The following is a 23,523-nucleotide window of genomic DNA, read 5'->3' as shown; positions in this document are numbered from 1 at the left end:
AGCCACGGGTGTGCGCGGGCGGCCGTCGGGCATCGGCCTGCCGTGTCCTGTCCTGAACGCACCGGTGGCGCGGCGGGGGCGCGGCCGACCGCCACCGCGCCCCACCTGCGCGGGAGGAGGGATCACGTCCGTCGTATGGACGCACCGTGACGGGAGTGGAAAGCTCGAAGGACCGCGGGCGTCGCCGGAGCCGCCACCGCACGCGGCCCTCGCGTGTCCGCGCCCACAGTGACCTCACCGTGCACGGGAGGCAGGACCATGGGCGACAAGGCGAACGCACACCCTGGGGCCGCCGGCAGGGCTACGGCGGCCGACCACCCCGCGTCCGTACGGAATGTGGTGCTGGTCGGCCACTCCGGATCGGGCAAGACGACTCTGGTGGAGGCTCTCGCGCTGACCGCGGGAGCCGTGAACCGGGCGGGCCGTGTGGAGGACGGCGGCACCGTCTCCGACTACGACGAGATCGAGCACCGGCAGCAGCGCTCGGTGCAGCTCTCCCTGGTACCCGTGGAATGGGGCGGGTACAAGGTCAATCTTCTGGACACCCCCGGATACGCCGACTTCGTCGGGGAACTCAGGGCCGGTCTGCGAGCGGCGGACGCGGCCCTCTTCGTCGTCTCGGCCTCCGACGGCGTCGACGGCTCGACCCGCATGGTGTGGGAGGAGTGCGCGGCGGTCGGCATGCCGCGGGCGATCGTGATCACGCATCTGGAGGCCGCGCGGGCGGACTTCGAGGAGATGACGCGGATCTGCGCGGAGACGTTCGGCGGGGACGACCCCGACGCCGTACTGCCGCTCTATCTGCCCCTGCACGGCCCGCAGGGCCCGGACGGGCACGCGCCCGTGACCGGGCTGATCGGCCTGCTGTCGCAGAAGCTGCTCGACTACGCGTCCGGGGAGCGCAAGGAGTCCGAGCCGGGCCCCGAGCAGCTGCCGGACATCGAGGAGGCACGCAACCGGCTGATCGAGGGGATCATCTCGGAGAGCGAGGACGAGACCCTCATGGACCGCTACCTCGGCGGCGAGGAGATCGACCTCAAGACGCTCATCGACGACCTGGAACGGGCCGTCGCCCGCGGTGTCTTCCACCCCGTGCTGGCGGCGGCGCCCGCCGCCGAGGGCGCCCGCCAGGGCATCGGCACCGTCGAGCTGCTGGAGCTGATCACCGGCGGGTTCCCCACGCCTCTGGAGCGCGAGGCCCCGTCGGTCACGACACCGGACGGCGCGCCGCGGGATATCGGGGCGGCCTGCGATCCGGACGGCCCCCTGGTCGCCGAGGTCGTGAAGACGGCCAGCGACCCCTATGTGGGCCGTATCTCCCTGGTGCGGGTCTTCTCCGGGACGCTGCACCCCGACGAGACGGTGCACGTCTCGGGGCACGGGCTCGCCGACCGCGGGCACGAGGACCACGACGTCGACGAACGGATCGGCGCCCTGTCGGCGCCCTTCGGCAAACAGCAGCGGACCCTCACGCACTGCATCGCGGGCGACCTGGCGTGTGTGGCGAGGCTGAACCGCGCGGAGACCGGCGACACCCTGTCGTCGAAGGACGACCCACTGCTCATGGAGCCGTGGGAGATGCCCGACCCGCTGCTGCCGCTCGCCATCCAGGCGCACAGCAAGGCCGACGAGGACAAGCTCTCCCAGGGCCTTTCCCGGCTGGTCGCCGAGGACCCGACGATGCGGCTCGAACAGAACCAGGACACCCATCAGGTGGTGCTCTGGTGCCTGGGCGAGGCGCACGCCGACGTGGCGCTGGAGCGGCTGCGCAGCCGGTACGGCGTCCAGGTCGACGTCGTCCCGCACAAGGTCTCCCTGCGGGAGACGTTCGCGGGCAAGTCGGCCGGGCGGGGCCGTCATGTGAAGCAGTCCGGCGGGCACGGGCAGTACGCGATCTGCGAGATCGACGTGGAGCCGCTGCCCGGCGGCTCGGGCATCGAGTTCGTGGACAAGGTCGTCGGCGGTGCGGTGCCCCGGCAGTTCATCCCGTCCGTCGAGAAGGGTGTACGGGCGCAGGCCGCCAAGGGGGTCGCGGCCGGCTATCCCCTGATCGACGTGCGGATCACGCTGCGCGACGGCAAGGCGCACTCGGTGGACTCCTCCGACGCCGCGTTCCAGACGGCGGGCGCGCTGGCGCTGCGCGAGGCGGCCTCCGACGCGAAGATCCATCTGCTGGAGCCGGTGGCCGAGGTGTCGGTGCTGGTCGGCGACGAGTACGTCGGCCCGGTCATGAGCGACCTGTCGGGACGGCGCGGACGGGTCGTGGGCACGGAGCAGGCGGGCGGCGGGCGCACCCTGGTGCGCGCCGAGGTCCCCGAGATCGAGATCGACCGCTACGCCGTCGATCTGCGCTCGCTCTCCCACGGCACCGCGCGTTTCGGCCGCCGCTACACCCGGCACGAGCCGATGCCGCCCCAGGTGGCCGAGCGGCTTCGCGAACGGGCGAGGGAGAACTGAAGGAGAACTGAGGAAGCACTGACGGTTCGCGTTCGGCGGAAGGGACTGCCGGCAGGTCGGCGGGCGGCTGCGGCCGCCCGCCGACGGGTGCCGAGGGCCCCGTCCGCCCGCGCGGGAGGGCGGGGCCGGTGGGTTCCGTGAATGTCCGTTCTTCACGCCGCGCGATGTCCGTGACTGCGGATACGCTGATCACCTGATCGACAAGTGTGGCTTGATCAGCTCCGGATCGGGTGATGACCTGATCAACAGGTGTGCGGAGCACGGAAGTCGGGAAGAGCCGCAGGAGCGAGTGTGCGGCGATGGGGGCGGCGGTGGCGGACGAATTCGATTTCACTCCCGGGGCACAGGTCCCGCTGACGGGCACCGCGGGACAGACCGCGGCGACGTACGCCCTGGCGTCCGCGGCCTACCGGGACAACGAGGTCGACGAGATCCTCAAGGCCAACAACGAGTGGCACAAGTCCTCGGTGAAACCGGGCCGCAAGTGGGCGACGATCTTCCGGCCGAACCTCGGGGAGGCGTTCTCCCTCGCGGTGCGGGACCGGATGGTCGGCGCCGGCCGCAAACCGCTCATCCAGTCCTTCGGCATGGAGCCGCAGGTCGTCGTCGAGCACTGCCTGGCGGCGACCAACATCCGCCGGGAGCGCGACAACTGGCTGTCGGCGGTGATGGTCCTGTGCGGACTGCTCTTCCTGCCCGGCCTGCTGCTGTGGCTGCTGGTCTTCCAGATCCGCACGACGATCTCCAAGCGTGAGGACAAGCGGGCCGGTGCCCTCGGCACCACCCTGCTCGTCGCCGTGGGCGCCCTCGCCGTGATCTTCCTGCTCAGGATGCCGTTCGACGGGTTCTGGGCCTGGTACGCGCGCGCGTGCGTGGTGCTGCCGGTCGTCGGCTGGTTCTGGGCCAAGCAGATCTGCGAGCGCACCGCCCAGGACCTGCGGGACCGCTGGGCGGGTCTGCTCTCCGGCGGCGGCATCGGGGCGAAGGTCCCCGAGGCGGTGCCCGGCAGCCCGGGCGAGACGAAAGCCGAGCAGCTGCGCAAGGAACTCGCCCGGCTCAGCGCCGAGCAGCGCTCCAACCTCGTCTTCTACGCCGGCCCCAAGGGCATCCTCGGCATGGGCACCCGGTGGGGCAGCTGGCAGCTCGCCGAGGACCTGGTGCCCGCCGAGTCCGGCAAGGAGATCCACCCGTTCCGCAGCTGGGACGTCATACGGGCCATCCACGACCAGCTGCGCATGCTGGAGCGCACCCCCCTCAACACGGGTGGTTTCACGGCCCCTTCCATCAAGCACTGGATCGTCAGCCCCATCGGTGAGGGCGCCGCCGCCGTGGCACGGCCCGACGGCACCGACGTGGAGGCGTACCAGTACAAGACCCACGCCATACAGGAGATCTGCAACAAGCAGCACTTCGGCAGCGGCAACCGGCACTACCTGGGCGTCCAGTGGACGCTCTGGGACGGCCAGTTGATCATCACGATGCTGGTGACGGTCACCGTCCTGCACCAGACGCTCCGCATCGAGGTGACCGGACACGCCCTGGGTCCGGTGCACGGGCTGTTCACGACCGGGCCGGCGGCCAAGGAGAAGGAAGTCCAGAAGTCGGTCAGGTTCTGGGAGACCCGCAAGGTCAAGCTCCCCCTCGTCGACGCCGACGAGGTCGTACGGCTCACCGCGCGCGCCCCGCTGACCTGGTACCCGCCGCTGCTCAACTGGCTCGGCGGCTCCATCGGCCTGCCGGAGCCGTTCGGTCTGCGGCACGCCTGGGCCGACCAGCCGTGGCGGCACCGGTTCATGGCCGACGACGCGCTGCGCGCCGCGACGCCGGTCCTTCGGGTCGTCCACAACGCCGCGATCAAGGTGCTGGCGGAGAACGGCGTGGACACGGAGAAGTTCGGCTCCCGCTCGGCGTTCCTCAGCGGGGCGGTGCAGGATCCTACGCCGCGTAAGGCGGACGTCTACGACGCGTGAGCGCTGCGCCGGCTTGGGCGGGCGCCTGGTGGGTCGGGGGTGCGGATTCGTCGGCGGGTGCGGGTGGGTGGGGGCTGGTCGCGCAGTTCCCCGCGCCCCTGGAGGGACGGGCCTACGGCCCGCCCTCCCCTGAAAAGCACGGGGCGTAGCCCCGGGCGCTTTTCAGGGGCGCGGGGAACTGCGCGAACAAGCCCCACGCGCCCGCGGACGCGCACGCGTCCTCACCCGGCAGACGGAAAGGCGGCCCTACCTCACACGCTGGGCCACGCCTCCGCCAGCATCTTCCTCGTGTCGGCCAGGAGCTGCGGCAGCACCTTCGTGTGGCCCACCACCGGCATGAAGTTCGTGTCGCCGCCCCAGCGGGGCACGATGTGCTGGTGGAGGTGGGCCGCGATGCCCGCGCCGGCGACCGTGCCCTGGTTCATGCCGATGTTGAAGCCGTGCGCGCCGGAGGCGGTGCGCAGGGCGGTCATGGCCTGCTTGGTCAGCTCGGCCAGCTCGGCGGTCTCCTGGACCGTGAGGTCCGTGTAGTCGGCGACGTGCCGGTACGGCACGACCATGAGGTGGCCGCCGTTGTACGGGTAGAGGTTGAGCACCGCGTACACATGCTCCCCGCGTCGGATGATCAGGCCGTCCTCGTCCGACTTGGCCGGGATGGAGCAGAACGGACAGCCGTCGTCGGCCCCCGGACCGGTCGGCTTGTTCTCGCCCTGGATGTAGGCCATCCGGTGGGGCGTCCACAGGCGCTGGAACGCGTCCTGCGTTCCCACTCCGATCTGCTGTTCCGGCTCACTCGTCATGCAGTGCAGCATATGGCTTCGTCCGTTCCCGGCGTGTCGCCGGGTGCCGGGGCGGGACAGACGAGCGGAGGCCCCCGGGGATCTGGGCGAATCCCCGGGGGCCTCCTTCTCACGCGCTCAGCCGCGAGGGCGGCTCACACCTGGACGCGGCGCTCCACCACGTCGGCGAGCTTCGCCAGCGCCTCGTCACGCGGGATGCCGTTCTCCTGCGAGCCGTCCCGGTAGCGGAACGACACCGTGCCCGCGTTCATGTCCTCGTCACCCACGATGACCATGAACGGCACCTTCTGCTTCTGCGCGTTCCTGATCTTCTTCTGCATACGGTCGGAGGACGCGTCGACCTCGACGCGCAGCCCCTTCTTCTTCGCCTCCGCGGCGAAGCTCTGCAGGTACTCGACGTGCGCGTCGCCGATCGGGATGCCGACCGCCTGGACGGGCGCCAGCCACGCCGGGAAGGCGCCCGCGTAGTGCTCCAGGAGCACCGCGAAGAAGCGCTCGATGGAACCGAACAGCGCGCGGTGGATCATGACGGGGCGCTGCTTGGAGCCGTCCGGTCCGGTGTACTCCAGGTCGAAGCGCTCGGGCAGGTTGAAGTCGAGCTGGACCGTGGACATCTGCCAGGTGCGGCCGATGGCGTCACGGGCCTGCACGGAGATCTTCGGACCGTAGAAGGCGGCGCCGCCCGGGTCCGGGACCAGCGGGAGGCCCTGCTTCTCGGCCACCTGACGCAAGGTCTCGGTGGCCTCCTCCCACGCCTCGTCGGAGCCGACGAACTTCTCCGGGTCCTTGGTGGACAGCTCCAGGTAGAAGTCGGTGAGGCCGTAGTCCCGCAGGAGGTTCAGGACGAAGGTGAGCGTCTTGTCGAGCTCCTCCGCCATCTGCTCGCGGGTGCAGTAGATGTGCGCGTCGTCCTGGGTGAAGCCGCGGGCCCGGGTCAGCCCGTGCACGACACCGGACTTCTCGTACCGGTACACGGTCCCGAACTCGAAGAGGCGCAGCGGCAGTTCACGGTAGGAGCGGCCGCGCGCGTCGAAGATCAGGTTGTGCATCGGGCAGTTCATGGGCTTGAGGTAGTAGTCCACGCCCTCGTCGAGCTGCATGGGCGGGTACATGCCGTCGGCGTACCAGTCCAGGTGGCCCGAGACCTCGAAGAGCTTCCCCTTCGTGGCGTGCGGGGTGTAGACGAACTCGTAGCCCTCCTCCTCGTGGCGACGCCGCGAGTAGTCCTCCATGACCCGGCGGATGATGCCGCCCTTGGGGTGGAAGACGGCGAGACCGGAGCCGATCTCGTCCGGGATGGAGAACAGGTCGAGTTCGTTGCCCAGCTTGCGGTGGTCGCGCTTCTCGGCCTCGGCGAGGAAGTCGAGGTGCGCCTTCAGCTCCTCCTTCGAGGGCCAGGCGGTGCCGTAGATGCGCTGGAGCATGGGGTTCTTCTCGCTGCCGCGCCAGTACGCGGCGGCGTTGCGCATCAGCTTGAACGCCGGGATGTTCCGGGTGGTGGGCAGGTGCGGACCGCGGCAGAGGTCCTTCCAGCACAGGTCACCGGTCTTGGCGTCGAGGTTGTCGTAGATCGTCAGCTCACCGGAGCCGACCTCGACGTCCGCGCCGTCGTCCGAGGACGCCGAGCCCTTGAGGCCGATCAGCTCCAGCTTGTACGGCTCGCCCGCGAGCTCCTCGCGGGCGGCCTCGTCGGTGACGACGCGGCGGGAGAAGCGCTGGCCGCGCTTCTGGATCTCCTGCATCTTCTTCTCGATGGCCTTGAGATCCTCGGGCGTGAACGGCTTCTCGACATCGAAGTCGTAGTAGAAGCCGTCCCGGACCGGCGGTCCGATGCCCAGCTTGGCCTCCGGGAACAGCTCCTGGACGGCCTGCGCCATGACGTGCGCGGTGGAGTGGCGCAGGATGTTCAGGCCGTCCTCGGAGGAGATGTCGACGCCCTCGACGGTCTCGCCGTCCTTCACCTCGTACGCGAGGTCCTTCAGTTCACCGGCCACGCGGGCCGCGACGATGGCGCGCTCACCGGCGAAGAGGTCGGCGGCCGTAGTGCCCGTCGTCACCACGCGCTCTTCCCGCTCGGAATCGCGTTGGATGATCACACGGACGTCTGACACCGGTCTCTCCTGCCTGATGGTGGTCGCGCACGCGTCCGCGTACGCAGACAGGAATCGTACCGAGCCGGGGGTGCCCTCTGCGAAACGGTTACGCCCTCGACGGTTCCGCGACCCGCCCGTAAGGCTCTCACTCCCCTCCGCACGCCTCTTCGAAGAAGGCCGTGATCTCCGCCGTCTCCTGGAGGGACTTCATCAGGCGGTCCCGCTCCGCCTCGTCGACCTCCACGGGGGCGACGCCGCCGGCGCCGGTGAGCCGCCGGAAGCCGCCCCGGCTCTCCAGCCGTCCGTGGACCCGTACGGGCAGCCCCACGAGATGGGCGTGCCCCGCGATCCGGTACGCCTCCTCGTCGAGGGTCATACGGACGTGCGGGACCTCCGCCCCGGCGAGGACGCGCAGCCGTACGGTTCCCTCGCCGCGCGCGGCGGACCGGCGCATCCGGACCACGGCCCCGGTGAGGCAGACCGGCACGGAGGGTTCCTCGCGGAGGTAGCGGGCCCCGGCCTCGCGCAGCACGGGCAGGTCGCCGGGTGAGAACTCGACGGGTTCGGGCGGGGTCGCCCCGCCTTCGGGGACCCCGGCGGCGGGCGCCCACTCGACGGCGACGCGGGCGCCCTCGGTGCCGCGGACGAGGGCGACGAGGGCCTCGGTCAACTCATGGCTCACCCCGGCCTCCACGGCGCCGTCGAAGGCGTCCATGCCGCCGGTGGCGCGCTGGTAGTCGATGGCCTCGCGAGTGGCGTACAGGGCCTGCTGGAGGCGTACGGCGAGGGGGCGCCCGGTGGTGACGGGCACGAAGGCGGTGAGGCTGCGGCCGCCGGGTGCGGCGCCGACGAGCACCCCGTCGAGGAGGGCTGCGGCGGGCAGGCGGTGGCGGGCGCCGTGGTAGCCGGCCCGCGCGCGGGTGGCGAGAGCCGCCGCGAGGAGCATCTGGCGTGCGGCGGAGCGGAGTTGGTCCTCCACGGCCCAGGAGGCGGTGCCCACGGGTCCGGTCGGCACATCCCGCCACCAGCGGATCTCGTCGCTGGGGACGGCGAGGCCGACCAGGACGTCGCGTGCGGCCGGCGATCCGCTGCGGAAGAGAGCCGTCAGCGCCTCCCCGAGCAGGTCGTCGCTGTCGGGGAAGGCCCGGTTCTCCGGGACGAGCAGGCTCATGCCCCTGCCGCCGGGCCCCGGTGGGGTCCAGCGGCCGTAGCGTCCGGCGGCGCCGCCGCGCCGCTGCCAGCCGTGCCGGAGCAGCAGGGCGCCGAGCACGGCGGGGTCGACGCGGGCAGGGTCGGGCGGCTGGGTCCAGACGGGTTCGACGGGGTGGGGCCGTACCGGGCGTAGGGGCTGGTCGATGGGCCCGTGAGTCACGGTCTGCCTCCCGTTCCGACCCGCGTCATGATCTCGCAGAGCGCTCGGTCGTCGAAGATGCGCGAGGTCGGTATGCGCACGGTCGTGCGGTGCCGGCCGGTGATCGGGTGTCCGGCGAGGTTGATCCAGTAGCAGCAGTGCCGCAGGTCGAGGCGGTCGTGGCCGGCTCGCAGCCACTGCTCCCGCGATCTCGGGACGATCATCACGACGAGGATCTTGTGCACCGTGACGGGTGTGCGGGCGAGCTTCGCCAGGTGGTCGTTGTCGAGCGTGAAGGAGAAGGTGCGTCCGGAGGGGTTGGGGGCGACCTGGTAGGTGGCCTTGAGCTGCACCTTGATGGTGACCTCGTCGTCGACCGTGTGACCGGGTGAGCCGTGGCTGACGTGCCAGTCGATGCCGTTGTCCGGAAAGGGCTGGGACAGCGAGCAGCCCGCCGCCGCGGCCACCGCGTGCAGATAACCCACCTGCAGTGTCTCCATGCAGGCGGTGGTGGCGAGGGAGCCGCGGTGTGACTCCGCGTGCTCGGGCAGCAGCCCGCCCCGCTCGGGCTGCGCTATGGCCATGACCAACAGCCTTCCCCTACAGGTCCTTCCCCGTGCCGAGCCCCTGAACTGCGCAGACCCGTACTTCTGTTGTCTCCTTCCGGCGTACGGCGCAAACAGCCCGGGTATCACCAAACGGGCAGAAGACGGGGCGTCAGCTGCTCTGGGTGAACGAGGAGTTGAGTAAGCATGACGTGTTGGTACGAGGGGCCCTTGGCGGCGTTCGACACGGAGACCACGGGTGTGGACGTCGAGACCGACCGGATCGTGTCGGCCGCCGTCGTCGTCCAGGACGCGCCCGGCACCCGCCCCCGGGTGACCCGGTGGCTGGTGAATCCGGGGGTGCCGGTGCCGGCCGGGGCGACGGCGGTGCACGGGCTGACGGACGAGCGGTTGCAGCGCGAGGGGCGCTGGCCGTCACCGGTGATGGAGGAGATAGCCAGGGTGCTGGCCGAGCAGGCGTCGCGCGGCCGCCCGCTGGTGGTGATGAACGCGCCGTTCGATCTGACGTTGCTGGACCGGGAGTTGAGGCGTCACCGCGCCTCGTCGCTCGACCAGTGGTTCGAGACGACGCCGCTGCGGGTGCTCGATCCCCGGGTCCTCGACAAGCACCTGGACCGCTACCGCAAGGGCCGCCGCACCCTGACCGATCTGTGCGCGCACTACGAGGTCGTGCTGGACGGCGCGCACGACGCGGCGGCCGACGCGCAGGCGGCGATGGACGTCGTACGGGCCGTGGGGCGTCGTTTCGCCACGAGGCTGGCCCGCCTCTCCCCCGCCGAGCTGCACACCCTCCAGGCCGTGTGGCACGCGGCGCAGGCCCGCGGCCTGCAGGCGTGGTTCGCGCGCAGCGGCTCGGAGGAGGCGGTGGATCCGGCCTGGCCCCTGCGCCCGGGGCTGGCCGCGGCGGCGTGAGCGGCAGGACCACCGGCCGAGGCGCGCCGGTGCCGGCGCCACAGCGGAGAAGCAGTCGGCACAGCGGAGAAGCAGCACCACAACAAAGAACCGGCCCGACTGTGTCGGACCGGTTCTCTTCCGGGTGGGCGATACTGGGTTCGAACCAGTGACCTCTTCGGTGTGAACGAAGCGCTCTCCCACTGAGCTAATCGCCCGGGAACGGACTGAACAATACAGGTCCCGACGGCTCTGGTTCAAACCGCTCGCCCGTCGGCCGCGAGGTACGCGGCGAGCCCTCGGCGTCCCGCTCGCATCATCAGCGCGTGGTTGGCGCGGAACAGGGGCCGGCCGGGTACGGCGAGCCGTCGCATCAGAGGCTTGGTGACGTCGACCTCCTGGTCGTAGCGGGCAAGGGTGCCGGCCCCGTCGGCGGTGAGCGTCCAGCGGGCCCAGCCGTCGAGGTCCCCGCTCATCTCGATCTCCAGGATCCCGTTGGCCGGATCGCGCCGTACCTCGCGCGCGGTGAGGACGAGGTCGTACGGCAGGACCGAGCGGATGCGGAGGGTGCCGCTGGTGTCGTCGGCCGGGGTCACCTCGCGCACCTGGGGCCACCAGCGCGGATAGTCCTCGGCCCGCTGGAGCGTGTCGTACACGGCGGCGGGCGGCGCGGGCAGGGCCCAGAGGCTGCGGAAGCGGTAGTGGCACCAGTCCATGCTCGGATTGTGCCCACCGGCGGGCCTCGTACCGGGCCCGTAGTGGCTGGATCTGAGTACTGCCCTGAGTATGTGCGCTCATGTCGTCGCCGCGTGACCCGGACCACACTGCGGAACATGACGCATTTTCCGTCCCCGGCCGAGGAGTTGCGCCTCCTCGACACCGAGTTGCGGCAGCTCGACGCCCGCCGCGCCGTTCTGCTGACCCGCCGCGCCTGGCTGGTCAACGCGCTGTACGCCCAGGCCGCCGTGCCGTCCCACCCGTCCGCGCGTCCTCCGGCCCGGGGTCCCGAGGCGACGGCGCCCGGTGTCCAGAATGTGCTGCTGGTCCTCGGCGGGGTCCTGCTGACCGTCGCGGCGATCGCGTTCACCCTGGTCAGCTGGGGGCACATGGGGATCGCCGGCCGTTCCCTGGTCCTCGGCGGGGTGACCCTCGCCGCCCTCGCCACGCCCGTGGCGCTCCTGCGGCGGGGGCTGCGCTCGACCGCGGAGGCGGTGGCCGGCCTCGGCATGGCCCTGACGGTGCTCGACGCGTACGCCCTGCACGAGGTCGTCCTCCCGGGGACCGGCGGCACGGGGTTCGCGGCGGCCGCCTCGGCGGTGCTGGCGGCGACCTGGGCGGCGTACGGCCTGGCCGTCGGCGCGGTGGCCCCGCCGGTCGTCGACGGCTCGCGGGACCGTTCGGCCCCCGGTGACGCGGAGGACCGCACCTCGGCGGGCACGGGGGCGGGCGCTGTGCGTGTGGCTCTCCGTCTGCCGTTGCCCTTCGCCCTGGTCGCCGCGCAACTGCCACTGCTGCTCTGGGTGTCGGCGCTGGACGCGGGCATGGAGACGGTCACGGCCGTGGTGCTGGTGACGGCCGCGGCGGACAGCGCGGTCGCGCTCCGGGCGCGGACGACGCCCGTCCGGATCGTCGCCCTGGTGGGCGCGTTCGGCTGGGGCGCCTGGGGCGTTCTGGCGGCCGGGTGGCTCTCGTGGGCCGCCGCGGGCCCGAGCGCCGCCGCACGGGCGGCGGCGCTCCTCGTCCTCGCCGCGGCGACCGCCCTGGCCGTCGCCCGGTTCGCGCCGAAGCAGGGCCCGGCCCTCGGTACCGCCCTGACCGGCGGTCTGCTGATGGTCGCGGCACTCGGCGGGGTCCTGCGGGCCGCGCTGCCGGACGTGTGGACGGTCCCCGGCCACCTGCTGTGCGGTGTCGCCCTGCTGGCGGTCGTCCGGACCCGTGTCCCCGATCCCGTACGACGGGGTCTCGTCCTGTCCTCCGCGGTGGTCCAGGCCCTCGCCGCCGTGACCGCCCTCCCGGCGGTCGTCGTCACGCTGCTCGGCCCGGCCGGCTGGTTCGAGCGGATCTGGTCCGGCGCTCCCGACGACGCCCGCGCCGCGGTGACGGTGGGAGCCCCGTGGCCGCCACTCACCGCGACGGTCCCCCTCGTCCTGGCCGTGCTCGCCGGGGTGCTGGCCCTGGCTGCCGGGCGTACGACCGCGTGGCGCACCCCCGCCCTGGTGGGCGCGCTCGTGCTGGGCTGGGCCACGGGCCTGGTGTTCCCGGCGGTGCTGGAACTCCCGTACACGGCGGGCCTGGTGGCCCAGGGCGCCGTGGCGGTGGCGGCGCTGGTCATGGCGGCCCGTGTACGGCCGGCGGCCGGCAAGCGCCTCCAGGACCCGGTGGCCCTCACGGCAGCGCTGCTGGCCCTCGTCACCTCGGTGGCCCTGGCTCTGGCCGCGCTCGCGACGGAGTCCGCGACGCTCACGGTGCTCGCCGCCTCGACCGTCCTGTTCGCCCTGGCTGCCTGGCGCACGGATCTCGGTCCGCTCACCGCGCCCGCCGCGCTCGTCCACGGCACCGCGCTGACCTGCGCGGTCGGCGCGTCGGCCGGCTGGGAGCCGCAGCACACGGCCCTCCTGGTCCTGGCCGTACCGGCCACCGCCGCGCTGCTCGCGGCGCGCCTCGGCGCCTCCCCCATGACCGTCCCGGTCGAGGCGACCGGCGCCGCGGCGGGCCTCCTGGCCGTCGCCCTCTCCGTCACCGACGCGCCCATGCTGGCCCTGACCCTCGCGCTCTGCGGCGTCATCGTGGCGGGGACCGCGGTACGCCCGGAGCGACGCGATGTCGGCTACGCGGCCGCCGTGCTCCTGGTGCTGGCCAGCTGGGTGCGGCTGGCGGCCTGGGAGGTCGGGTCCCCGGAGGCGTACACGCTCCCGGTGACCGTCCCGGCGCTGGCCGTCGGCCTCCTCAGGCGCCGTCGTGACCCGGCGGCCTCGTCCTGGACGGCGTACGGGCCGGGCCTCGCGGCCACCCTCCTGCCGAGCCTCGCGGCGGCCTGGGGCGACGCGCACTGGCTGCGCCCCCTGCTGCTCGGCACGGCCGCGCTGGCCCTCACCTTCGTCGGAGCCCGCCTCCGCCTCCAGGCCCCGCTCCTGCTCGGTGGTGCCACCCTCACGCTGGTGACCCTGCACGAACTGGCCCCGTACATCGCCCAGGTGGTCGACGCCCTCCCCCGCTGGGCGCCCCCGGCCCTGGCTGGCCTGGTCCTGCTGGCGGCGGGCGCCACGTACGAGCAGCGCCTGCGCGACGCCCGCCGGGTGCGGGACGTCTTCGGAAGGATGACCTGACGTTCCCGAAGTCCCCGCGCCCCCTCAGGGTCGCGGGGAACTGCGCGCCCGGCCACAGCGCACCCGCAGTTCCCCACCCCCGTGAGGCCCCCTGTTCCCTCAGCGGAGCGTCACGGCATCTTGTCGCCGACGAGCGCCAGGTTCTGGATGGCCGCCAGCCCGTACAGCGCGGTCGCGTTGGTGGACACCCACGCGGCCTCGCTGCCGGGGACGAGCCCCGTCGGCCCCTCGACCTTCTTCGTGGACCAGTCGGTGGACTCCTTGTAGTCCCAGGTGTCGGCGCTGTTGTAGAACTGCCGCCACGCGCGGGCGGCGAGCTTGTCGTCGCCCAACTGCACCGCCGCGTAGGCGTCCTGCCGCGAGTGCCCCTGGAAGAGGAGCAGCGTCCCGAAGTTCGAGCCGTAGCGGGCGGCCTGCTCGGCCTTCGTGGCGTTGAAGTAGCGGCAGTAGTCCAGCCATGCCTCCTTGAACTCGGGCATGTCGATCTGGTCGATGAGTTCGGCGCACATCTCGACCAGGCCGAACATCGCCGACAGGTGCGAGACCCCGACGACCGGCTTCTCCGCGACCGCGAACTTCCCGGTGTCGAGGTCGTACAGCCCGGTGCCCTGGACGAAGCCGTTGGGCTGGGCGGCGATGGTCTCCATGGTCGACAGCACGCGCGCCCTGGCCTTCTCCCACTTCGGCCCGCGCCGCTCCCACTCGGTCAGCCACGCGGATACCAGGCCCGACCAGTCCGTGCCGAAGCCGATCGACAGGGCGTTGCGGTCGGGGGTGTACGGCTCGGTGCGGATCTTGCGGATGGGGTCGAGGACGAGGAACGTCTCGTCGGAGTCGACGTTGGCGTGCATGAGGTCGCCGACGCGTTCGTCGGCGGTGAGGAAGTAGTAGTAGCGGCGGTACGTGGTGTTGGCGATGCGCTGCTGCTTGGCGCTGTCGGCGTAGTGCTGGACGCCGTGGCGGGTGCCGAGACCGGCCCACTTGCCGAGGTGGTAGACGTCGACCTCGCCGGTGTGGCGGGTCATGGCCTCGGCGAAGCGGAAGATGTCGGCGCGGCCGGAGCGCATGTACGCGAACCACAGCCACAGGTCGGGCGAGAGCTCGGAGTTGTCCCAGGCGTAGCCGCCGACGTCATAGCACCACTGGTGGCGGCTCGGGTCGTAGCTGTGCATGATGTCGCCGTAGTCCCAGAAGCCGTACCAACGGCGCATCTCCACCTGGTTCTTGTAGTAGGTGAAGAGGAAGTCGAGGTGGTCCTCGATCTTCGCCTTGGCGGCGGTGGAGCGGTCCGGCTGGGAGAACAGCTTGCCGAAGACACCGGCCTTGACGAGCTGCTTGGGCGGCGCGGCGAGCTGCGGGGGTGTGCGGACCGCCTCGACCTGCCGGGCCATGGCGTCGGCGGCGGGCGTCGACTCATGGGCCCAGAAGAGGAGTTCGCTGGTGCGGGCGATGCCGTAGGGGGTGCCGAAGCCGGGCTCGTAGTCCTCGTAGGTGATGTTGAGGCCCTCGAGCTGCTCGGGGTAGGTGTCCTGGCCCATGCCGTCGTGGTAGAAGCGCAGGTCCATGGGCTGTGCCTCGGGGGACCACAGCCACATGGTGACCTCGGCCTCGTCGGTGTGGGCGTCCCGGATGTCGAGCTGCGCGGGGAACTTCTCCCAGAAGTCCCTCAGGCCGACGGCGAATCCGCCGCTCGCCCCGCCGACGTACCCGAAGCCGCTGGCCCGTCGGCCGCCGCCCGCCGGGATCCAGCCGTGGCCCTTCTTCGTCCGCTTGCGGACCGTGAAGCCGTCGGCGGAGAGCTGGGAGAGGGTGTAGTCGCCCCATTCGGGGATGTACTGCAGGCGGGTGGTGACCCGCTGGTCCCAGGTCGAGGGGTCCGGCAGCTTCCTGCCCTCGAACTGGGCGGTGCGCACGGCCGAGCCGGGGTCCCTGCGCAGTCCGGTGACGCCCTTGACGGCTTCGCGGAGCAGACCGGTGCCCTCGCCGCCGATACGGATGTGCCGGTCGTACGCGGCGTCGCGCATCGGGACCTTGAAGCGGACGCCGATGCCGCGGATGAAGTCACCGCTCGCCTTCCCGGGCTGCTGGGCGCCGTCGAAGGTGATGGTGTGGATCATGCGGAACGATTCGGCGCCCGCGTAGAAGTAGAGGCGGATCGAGAAGGGGAGCCAGCTGCGGCCGCCCTTGCGGTGCTTGCCGTCGATGCGGACCACGGCTCGGACGGGGCCGTCCTGCTCGACCTCGACCTCGTCGATGACGCTCTCGAAGCGCTCGTACTTGACCGTGCCCTGGTCGCCGTCCTCGATCTCGGGCTGGCGCAGCAGGACGAGGCGACCGGCGCGGGCGACCTCGGTGGAGCCGCGCAGCACCGACTTGACGAGGGTGGAGCCGCTCTTGCCGATCCTGGCGGTGATGACGCCGGTCGACACGTCGATGGTGCCGCCGCGCTTGTCGACGGTGACCTTCTTCGCCGGGGCCGTGGGGGTGCCCGCGGTCAGGGTGAGCTTGCCGGAGCCGGCGCCCGCGCCGATCGCGTGCGCGGTCCACTTCAGGGAGCCGTCGGGCCAGTAGCCGATGGGCCAGGACTGGACGGGGATGTCCTTGCCGTCCTCGTCCTTCAAGGAGAACGACTGTTCCTTCTCGTACGCGCCCTTCGGCCAGGGCACGCCCACGGTCGAGCCGGGCGCGGCGCCGAGGCCGCCGTCCTCCAGCCAGTCCAGGGTGACCGGTTCCGCCTCTGCGGCCTCGGCTCTCGGTGCCGCCTGGGCGGCCGTACTCCCTGGCGCCCAGCTGAACTGCGCGGCGGCTCCGGCGACGGCGGCCGCCTTGAGCAGGGACCTGCGGTCGATGGGGGACATGGCCTTTCCTTTCCGTACGGGAAGTCGTGCGGGGTGGTCAGGGGCATGACAGAGAGAGGTGCGGCACCCGAGGAGCCGCCCTTGTGCGAGGCACCGCCTTGGGTCAGCGGCGCCGGTACCGCTCCTCCACGGCGAGGGCCGCCGCTGCGACGGCCCCGAGGACCGGCACCGCCAGCGGGGCGGTGAACCAGGCGGAACAGGCGACCACGGCCAGTCCGCCGACGACGAGGAAGGACCCCGCGGGGTCGAGCACCGTCCGGCGCCCGGCCGCCGCGAGCAGGGCCCGCCAGGCGGCACCGGGCTCCCAGACCGCCGCCGCGCGCAGCATCGTGACGGCCGCGCCGATCAGCGCGAGGACGCCGACGGCCCCGACCAGCGGCCCGCCCGGGATCCCGGCGCGTACGGCCTGGACGTCGACCCACACCGCCGCGAGTGCGGCCCAGCCGGCGAGCCCGACGAGCCACCCCCCGCGCAGCGCCGCCCGGAAGTCCGCCACGAACTCGCGCAGCCCGCCGCCCACATGGGCGGTACGGCGGCCCAGGTGCCGGGATCCGGCGGCGAACGCGGCGGGGTACGTCACGAGAGGCAGCGCGGCCACCGCGATCCACACCCCGGTGAGCAGACACTCGGCGAACAGCGCGAACCGTTCGGCGAGCGGGGACTCCCCACGGGGCTTGGCGGCCTTCGCCCGGGCCCGGTCCATGATCGGTTCACTCAGCCCTTCAGGCCGGACGTGGCCATGCCGTCGATCAGATAGCGCTGGAAGGCGAGGAAGAAGGCGAGCACCGGCAGCAGGGCCACCAGCGACATCGCGATCATGCCGCCGTAGTTGGCCACGGCGTCCTGGTCCACGAACATCTTCAGACCGAGCGAGACGGTGTACTTCTCGGGGTCGTTCAGATAGATCAGCGGGCCCATGAAGTCGTTCCAGGCGTTGATGAAGGTGAAGATCGCACTGGTGATGAGCGCGGGCCGGGACAGCGGCAGCACGATCGACCAGTAGATCCGGAGGTGCCCGCAGCCGTCGAGCCGGGCCGCCTCGTCGAGTTCCCTGGGCAGGTTCCGCATGAACTGCACCATCAGGAAGACGAAGAACGCCTCCGTGGCCAGGTATTTCGGCAGCAGCAGCGGGGTGTTGGTGTTGATCATGTCCATGTTGCGGAACAGCACGTACTGCGGGATGAGCAGTACGTGGTACGGCAGCAGGAGCGTGCCGATCATCAGCGTGAACAGCAGGTTCCGGCCCGCGAACTTGATCTTCGCGAAGGCGTACGCGGTCAGCGAGCAGGACACCAGGATCCCGATCACCGAGCCCACGGCGAGTGTGAGCGAGTTCAGGAAGAACGTGGAGATGGGAATGTCGGCGATGCCCTCGGAGAGCCGTGTGTAGTTGGCGATGATCGGGTCGCTCGGGAACAGGTCCAGGCTGCCGACGATGTCGTCACTGTTCTTGAACGAGCCTCCCACGACCCAGATCACCGGGTAGAGGATCACCGCGAGGATCAGCAGGGAGCCGATGTGCCAGGCGAGGGAGCCGGGCAGCTTGCGCCGGAGGGCGCCGCCCTCCGCCGTCGGCGCCGGGGTGATCTCGGTGGCCTGCGCACTCATCAGGCACCCTCCTCGTAGTGCACCCAGCGCTTCTGGGACCAGAACAGCACCGCCGTCACCAGGGCGACCGCGACCAGCAGCACCCAGGCCATGGCGGAGGCCAGGCCCATCCGGCTGTTCTCGAAGCCCTGGACGTACAGATAACAGGTGTAGACCATCGAACCGTCCGCCGGACCGCAGGCGTTGCCGCCGGCACCGCCGCCGACGATGTACGCCGAGCTGAAGATCTGGAAGGAGTGGATCGTCTCCAGCAGGACGTTGAAGAACAGGACCGGGGAGATCATCGGCAGGGTGATGTTCCAGAACCGCCGGAAGGTCCCCGCCCCGTCGACCTCGGCCGCCTCGTACAGCTCGCGCGGGACCTGCTTGAGACCGGCGAGGAAGATCACCATCGGGGCACCGAACTGCCAGACGGTGAGCGCCACGAGGCTGTAGATGATCAGGTCCGGGTCACCGGTCCAGCCGCCGACGTCGATCCCGAACAGCTTCTGCGTACGGTCCACGACGGCGTCGTCGGAGAAGATCGCCTTCCACACGATCGCGATGGAGACGCTTGCGCCGATCAGCGACGGCGCGTAGAAGGCGGCCCGGTAGAAGGCCTGGCCGCGCCGCTTCTGGGCGAGCAGCAGCGCCACTCCGAGGGCGGCGATCAGCTTGATCGGCGTGCCGACGGCGACGTACCAGAGCGTCACCTTCACCGAGTTCTGCCAGCGTGGATCGGCGAACATCTCGGAGAAGTTGTCGAGGCCGATCCACCGGGGCGCGTCGAACAGGTTGTAGTCGGTGAAGGCGAAGTAGAGCGAGGCGACCATCGGGCCCGCGGTCAGCAGCAGGAACCCGGCGATCCACGGGGACATGAAGAGATAGCCGGCCAGGGTCTCCCGGCGGCCCCGCCGTTTGAGTGCGGCGGGGCGGGGGGACTTGGCCGGACGGTGCCGCGGCTCGGAGTCCCGGGTCAGGTCCTCCGTCGCAGGGGCGTGTGTCACGGCGGTTCCCATCAGCTGCCGAGAGCCGTCTTCGACTCGGTGAAGAACTGCTTGACGGCGTCGTCGACCGACCGCTTGCCCAGGGCGAGCTCCTCGGCGATGCGCATGAACCCGGCCTCGCAGATGTCCGCGCCGTTCGGGTGCGGGGTGATGGGCTCCAGGACGCCGGCCGCGACGAGGGACTCCTCGTACTCGGCGATGGCCTTGTTGACCGGGTCGGTCGGCTTGAAGGCGTCGTACTGGGCCTGCGTCGCGGGCACGCCCCGGTCGTAGCCCATGATCTTGGCGACCTCGGGCTCGTGCACCATGAAGTTGATGAACTGCGCGACTTCCTTGGGGTGCCGGGTGCGCTTGGAGGCGCTGAGCATGAGGGAGCCGAGGTACTGGCCGGTCTTCTTGCCGTCGGTGGTCGGGATGGGGGCCAGACCGTACTCGCTCTTGCCCTCGGACGTGTAGCGGACGGTGAAGTTGTCCCAGGTGAACTCACCGGCGGCGAGTTCCGCGGCGACCGCCGACTTGGGCTTGGTCTGCGCGACCTTCTTGGGGTCGGCGTAGATGCCCTGCTTGACGCCCTTCTCCGCCTTCGTCCACCACTCCTTGAGGTCCGCCTCGGTGAAGCCGAGGCCGTCCTCGGTGAAGAACGCCTTGCCGTTCTGGCGCAGGTAGAGGTCGTAGAGGTACATGACGCCGTACATGCCGCTGTCGCCGGCCCGTCCCGCCTTGTCGCGGATCTTCTTCATCGCCGCGTCGAAGTCGTCCCAGGTCCAGCCCTGTTCCGGCTTCACACCGGACTTGGTGTAGACGGGCTTGTCGATCACCAGGGCCATCGAGTTGGACCCGACAGGGACACCGAGCAGCTTTCCGTCGACCTCGCCGAACTTCTCCAGCCCCGCTCGGAAGCCGTCCAGGGAGAGGTTGCCCGCCTCGACCTGTGCGTTGAGATCGAGCAGCACATTCTTCGCATCGTATTTCCGCAGAAAGCCGATGGCATTCTGGAAGACGTCCGGCGGATTTCCACCGGAGGCCTGGGTGTTGAACTTCTTCCAGAAGTCCGGATACACCTGGAAGTCGGTCTTCACCTTGATCTTCGGGTACTTCTTCTCGAAAAGCGCGATGGTCTTCTTGATGCGTTCCGCCCGGTCCTCGGCACCCCACCAGGCGTAACGGATCGTCACCGTCCCGTCCCCCGACCCGCTGCCGCCCCCGCAGGCCGTGGCCGTCGCCCCGAGCCCCGCGACGGCCAGCGAGGCTCCGGCCGCCTTGAGGACAGTCCGCCTCTCAACATTCTTGTCCTGGTGCATGGTTGGGCCTCCCCGCGACGCTGCGTCCGCCTCATGAATCGTTTCAAGTAAGCGCTTGCTGGCACAAGGTACGGAGCCCCTCAGGAGACGTCAATGATTCGGACAGGAATTGATGGAGAGCGGAGGGGGCGCCGCGCGGGGTCGCGCGGCGGCTGCGATGACCTCTCGTCAAGTGAACGTGCAGGTGGGCGAGTTGTGGCCGACTCGTCGAACGCGAGACGGGCCGTCGGCCGAAGCCGCAGAGAGGCCGAAAGGAGGCAGGCGCCGCCAGGCCGGGAGAGGCGGCGCGCGGCTCGCCGGCTTCGCGATCTGACTCTGGGTGAGCGCCGTTGGGCGCGCGGGGGGGAGGGAAGCGCGAGGCGCCGGGGGCTGGAAACGGCAAATGGTGTGGGGGCAGGGCTGGGCGGCGTGGGGTGAGGGGCTGCTGGTTTGGGGGTGCTGCGCTGGTGGTCGGCGAAAGCGGGGCGGGGTGGGGGCCGTGGGGTGATGGGTGAGCCCGGCGCGGGGTCGATCGGGGGCGGGGGCGAGGGAGGGTCGCAGGTGGCTTCGGGCTGCTGCAGGGCTCGGAGCAGGGGCTTCCGGGGGATGGGGAGGCAGACTTCGAGGGCCGTCGAGGTGCGCGTCGTGACGCGGACCCTGGGGTCGGTGTCCAGAGGCGGGGATGGTGTGCGAGGGTCGAGTGCGCGTGAGGTCTGCGGGCATGCCGGAGGTGGGCACAAGCGGCGTCGACGACACCGACCGGCGGGAAGTTTCAGACGCTTCCGTGTCGGGTCTTCGTTCCGGGGGCTACGAGGAGGCGACGCTCGGCATGGTGAGGCGGGTTCCGGGTCTTGCACCCTGCGCGGGCCTGGGCCCCGGCCCCTAACCCCAGCGCCTGGCTCGCCCACTCGGACCGCCTGGCCGCCCGGCCGCCCGGCCGCCCGGCCGCCCGGCCGCCCGGCCGCCTGGCCGCCTGGCCGCCTGGGCATGGTCCCCGGCTTCCAGCCTCCGCGCCGCCGACCCTCAGCCTCCGGCCCTGGCCCGCGACACATAGCTCTGCCCCTGCCCGTGATGGAACCCTCGCCCCGCCGGAACCAACCGACGCGCGCCGCCGAGCCCATCACGCGCCCACTGCCCGTACATGCGAAACGACCTGGTCCACGGAGTCCGTGGACCAGGTCGTTTCGGTGGTGGGCGATACTGGGTTCGAACCAGTGACCTCTTCGGTGTGAACGAAGCGCTCTCCCACTGAGCTAATCGCCCGGGCGCAGGAAGAACATTACCCCATGTCAGGGGGTGCCTCGGACACCGTACGGATGCCCGGTGGCCGTCCGGCCCGCGGCTACTGGTTCTTGATGTTCCAGGGCATCTCGAAGCCGAACTTCCACAGGTAGACCCCCATGAGGACGGCCACGATCACCAGGCCGATCGACGTCAGGATGAGGTTCCGGCGCCGGACCCGGGGATCGAGGGCGCGCTGGGTCGCCTCGGTGACCTTCCGCTTGGTCCAGCGGAGCACCAGCTGGGCCCATACGAACTCGGTCGCCCAGATCGCCATGCCGCCGAAGATCACGACCCAGCCGGGGCCCGGAAGGGGAAGCATGATCACGCCGGCCACGACCACCGCGAGCCCGATGACGAAGACGGCCACCTGCCAGCTCAGGTGCAGCATCCGGCGCGCCTTGACGAATTCCGGCGCACGGGATCCGAGCGGCGCTTCCTTCTTCGCCACATCGGCCTCGCCGTTCGCCACGTCCGTCTCTCTGTTCGATCCGTCGGCCGCCACCGCGACCTCCCCCGTTCCGTTACTCCCCGTGTCCATACGGCCAAACCCTACCGGAGAGAAACCGGTCACCGGAATGGTCGTACCGGACGAAGTCGGGCTCGGCCGGATGAGCTACCAAAAGCGACGCAAAACTCCCAGAGGGGTTTACAACGGCACCGTAGGTGGCATGTCGATTTCGCCGACGTGCGAATCCCCGAGCGCACACTGAGCGAAAGGCCTTGGCGCTTATGAACACCACGGTCAGCTGCGAGCTGCACCTGCGCCTCGTTGTGTCGAGCGAGTCCTCACTGCCTGTTCCCGCGGGACTGCGGTATGACACGGCCGATCCCTACGCCGTGCACGCCACCTTCCACACCGGAGCCGAGGAAACGGTCGAATGGGTGTTCGCCCGCGACCTCCTCGCCGAGGGCCTTCACCGGCCCACCGGCACCGGCGACGTCCGTGTCTGGCCGTCGCGCAGCCACGGTCAGGGCGTCGTGTGCATCGCCCTGAGCTCTCCGGAGGGCGAGGCACTGCTCGAAGCCCCGGCGCGGGCTCTGGAGTCCTTCCTGAAGCGCACAGACGCCGCCGTGCCGCCCGGCACGGAACATCGGCACTTCGACCTCGATCAGGAGCTCTCGCACATCCTGGCGGAGAGCTAGACCGAGACCCCACAGAGCCGCCCGGCGCCGTCCACTCGGGGAGACGGCTCGGGCCAGGACAACCGCATACGGCTCAGGCCGACCGATCGACGCCGTCGTAGCGGGTCTCCGCGCGGCGGCGTCCGTATGCGCCGGGTGACGGAGCGCGGTCGGTCCGGCCACCGAGCGGATCCCTTCCGATCACTCCGGCACCGGCACCCCCTCTGACCACGCCCCCCGCGGTTTCCCGGGCTCTGGGCCGGTCCGTCCGGTCCGTCCGGTGCGGGGAGCCGTTACCATCGGCCAGCATCGGCGGGCGGCTGCCCGACCCTCGCAGGCCAGGGAGCGAAACGTGTTGATCACCCACGACACCCGGTGTGCCCTCGACACCGTGGTGGATCTGGTGAACACCGCACCGGAGAACGACACGGCGACGGACGGGCTCACGGATGTCGCGTCGCTCGACGCCTTCGTACAGGAGCACGACATCAGCGATGTCGGCACGCTGTCGGAGTTCGACCTCGCCGCCGTACGCAAAGTACGCGGCAGGTTCGCCGAGGTCTTCTCGGCGCCGGACCCCGGCTCGGCCGCCTCGGTCATCAACGACCTCGTCGCCGCGGCGGGCACCACGCCCCGGCTCACCAACCACGACGGCTACGACTGGCATGTGCACTACTTCGCGCCCGGCGCGTCCGTCGCCGACCATCTCGCGGCCGACTGCGGCATGGCCCTCGCCTTCTTCGTCGTCGCGGGGGAACAGGAACGGCTGCGCCGCTGTGAGGCCCCGGACTGCCGGCGCGCCTTCGTCGATCTCTCCCGCAACCGCTCGCGCCGCTACTGCGACAGCCGTACCTGCGGTAACCGGCTGCATGTGGCCGCGTACCGGGCGCGCCGCAAGGAAGCCGCGGGCTGAGGGGACACCTGGCGACCC

At 71.0% G+C, this 23,523-nt stretch carries 17 protein-coding genes and 2 tRNA genes; 6 read left to right on the top strand and 13 right to left on the bottom strand.

Annotated features, from left to right (window positions below; all coding sequences use genetic code 11):
- Positions 1–258: 258 nt before the first annotated feature.
- Positions 259–2,457, top strand: coding sequence for an elongation factor G-like protein EF-G2 (locus ACZ4Z3_RS24485; RefSeq protein WP_468502993.1), 2,199 nt, complete (start codon positions 259–261; stop codon positions 2,455–2,457).
- Positions 2,458–2,756: 299 nt separating this feature from the next.
- Positions 2,757–4,427 carry a hypothetical protein gene (locus ACZ4Z3_RS24480; RefSeq protein WP_468502992.1) on the top strand — a complete coding sequence of 557 codons (1,671 nt, stop codon included), beginning with the start codon at positions 2,757–2,759 and terminating at the stop codon, positions 4,425–4,427.
- Positions 4,428–4,678: 251 nt separating this feature from the next.
- Here ACZ4Z3_RS24480 and ACZ4Z3_RS24475 read toward each other — a convergent pair whose 3' ends face one another.
- The 4 genes from ACZ4Z3_RS24475 to ACZ4Z3_RS24460 form a co-directional block, all read right to left on the bottom strand.
- Complete coding sequence (locus ACZ4Z3_RS24475; protein WP_468502991.1) at positions 4,679–5,239, bottom strand: HIT family protein; 561 nt, start codon at positions 5,237–5,239, stop codon at positions 4,679–4,681.
- Positions 5,240–5,361: 122 nt separating this feature from the next.
- Positions 5,362–7,338 carry a threonine--tRNA ligase gene (gene thrS, locus ACZ4Z3_RS24470; RefSeq protein WP_468502990.1) on the bottom strand — a complete coding sequence of 659 codons (1,977 nt, stop codon included), beginning with the start codon at positions 7,336–7,338 and terminating at the stop codon, positions 5,362–5,364.
- Between the two features lie 127 nt (positions 7,339–7,465).
- On the bottom strand, positions 7,466–8,692 hold the full coding sequence (locus ACZ4Z3_RS24465) for a hypothetical protein (protein ID WP_468502989.1): 1,227 nt from the start codon (positions 8,690–8,692) through the stop codon (positions 7,466–7,468).
- Positions 8,689–9,255, bottom strand: a complete 567-nt coding sequence (locus tag ACZ4Z3_RS24460; protein ID WP_055541061.1) for a DUF4365 domain-containing protein — start codon at positions 9,253–9,255, stop codon at positions 8,689–8,691. Before ACZ4Z3_RS24460 ends, ACZ4Z3_RS24465 begins: the two co-directional genes overlap by 4 nt.
- Positions 9,256–9,423: 168 nt before the next feature.
- Here ACZ4Z3_RS24460 and ACZ4Z3_RS24455 point away from each other — a divergent pair, with 168 nt between their 5' ends.
- Positions 9,424–10,149: a 3'-5' exonuclease gene (locus ACZ4Z3_RS24455; protein ID WP_055716809.1), complete on the top strand. Its 726-nt coding sequence runs from the start codon at positions 9,424–9,426 to the stop codon at positions 10,147–10,149.
- Positions 10,150–10,274: 125 nt separating this feature from the next.
- Here the strand turns inward: ACZ4Z3_RS24455 and ACZ4Z3_RS24450 are convergent.
- Together ACZ4Z3_RS24450 and ACZ4Z3_RS24445 are read right to left on the bottom strand one after the other, a co-directional pair.
- A tRNA-Val gene (locus ACZ4Z3_RS24450) sits at positions 10,275–10,346 on the bottom strand.
- A 39-nt stretch (positions 10,347–10,385) separates the two neighbouring features.
- Positions 10,386–10,844: an SRPBCC family protein gene (locus tag ACZ4Z3_RS24445; RefSeq protein WP_468502988.1), complete on the bottom strand. Its 459-nt coding sequence runs from the start codon at positions 10,842–10,844 to the stop codon at positions 10,386–10,388.
- A gap of 117 nt (positions 10,845–10,961) precedes the next feature.
- On the opposite strand from ACZ4Z3_RS24445, the gene ACZ4Z3_RS24440 reads away from it, so the two are divergent.
- Positions 10,962–13,454 (top strand): SCO7613 C-terminal domain-containing membrane protein, encoded by a 2,493-nt coding sequence (locus ACZ4Z3_RS24440; protein WP_468502987.1) that lies wholly within the window; start codon positions 10,962–10,964, stop codon positions 13,452–13,454.
- A 110-nt stretch (positions 13,455–13,564) separates the two neighbouring features.
- Here the strand turns inward: ACZ4Z3_RS24440 and ACZ4Z3_RS24435 are convergent, their stop codons facing one another.
- The 7 genes from ACZ4Z3_RS24435 to ACZ4Z3_RS24405 all read right to left on the bottom strand — a co-directional run bounded on the left by ACZ4Z3_RS24435 (position 13,565) and on the right by ACZ4Z3_RS24405 (position 22,008).
- On the bottom strand, positions 13,565–16,312 hold the full coding sequence (locus tag ACZ4Z3_RS24435; RefSeq protein WP_468502986.1) for an exo-rhamnogalacturonan lyase family protein: 2,748 nt from the start codon (positions 16,310–16,312) through the stop codon (positions 13,565–13,567).
- Between the two features lie 103 nt (positions 16,313–16,415).
- On the bottom strand, positions 16,416–17,015 hold the full coding sequence (locus ACZ4Z3_RS24430; protein ID WP_468502985.1) for a hypothetical protein: 600 nt from the start codon (positions 17,013–17,015) through the stop codon (positions 16,416–16,418).
- Positions 17,016–17,026: 11 nt separating this feature from the next.
- Positions 17,027–17,920, bottom strand: coding sequence for a carbohydrate ABC transporter permease (locus tag ACZ4Z3_RS24425; protein ID WP_468502984.1), 894 nt, complete (start codon positions 17,918–17,920; stop codon positions 17,027–17,029).
- Complete coding sequence (locus ACZ4Z3_RS24420; RefSeq protein ID WP_468502983.1) at positions 17,920–18,918, bottom strand: carbohydrate ABC transporter permease; 999 nt, start codon at positions 18,916–18,918, stop codon at positions 17,920–17,922. Before ACZ4Z3_RS24420 ends, ACZ4Z3_RS24425 begins: the two co-directional genes overlap by 1 nt.
- A complete protein-coding gene (locus ACZ4Z3_RS24415) occupies positions 18,918–20,207 on the bottom strand; it encodes an ABC transporter substrate-binding protein (protein ID WP_468502982.1) in 1,290 nt (429 codons plus the stop codon). The genes ACZ4Z3_RS24420 and ACZ4Z3_RS24415 overlap by 1 nt, the downstream gene beginning before the upstream one ends.
- A gap of 1,167 nt (positions 20,208–21,374) precedes the next feature.
- Positions 21,375–21,449, bottom strand: a tRNA-Val gene (locus ACZ4Z3_RS24410).
- 79 nt (positions 21,450–21,528) lie between these two features.
- Positions 21,529–22,008, bottom strand: coding sequence for a TIGR02611 family protein (locus tag ACZ4Z3_RS24405; RefSeq protein WP_468502981.1), 480 nt, complete (start codon positions 22,006–22,008; stop codon positions 21,529–21,531).
- Between the two features lie 191 nt (positions 22,009–22,199).
- Between ACZ4Z3_RS24405 and ACZ4Z3_RS24400 the strand changes: the two genes are divergently transcribed.
- A complete protein-coding gene (locus tag ACZ4Z3_RS24400) occupies positions 22,200–22,613 on the top strand; it encodes an SsgA family sporulation/cell division regulator (protein ID WP_004002642.1) in 414 nt (137 codons plus the stop codon).
- 331 nt (positions 22,614–22,944) lie between these two features.
- Positions 22,945–23,505, top strand: coding sequence for a CGNR zinc finger domain-containing protein (locus ACZ4Z3_RS24395; protein WP_055541994.1), 561 nt, complete (start codon positions 22,945–22,947; stop codon positions 23,503–23,505).
- The last annotated feature ends 18 nt before the right edge of the window (positions 23,506–23,523 follow it).

The organism is Streptomyces sp. NPDC030296 (genome assembly GCF_055572815.1).
This window is presented reverse-complemented; position numbering and strand designations above follow the sequence as displayed.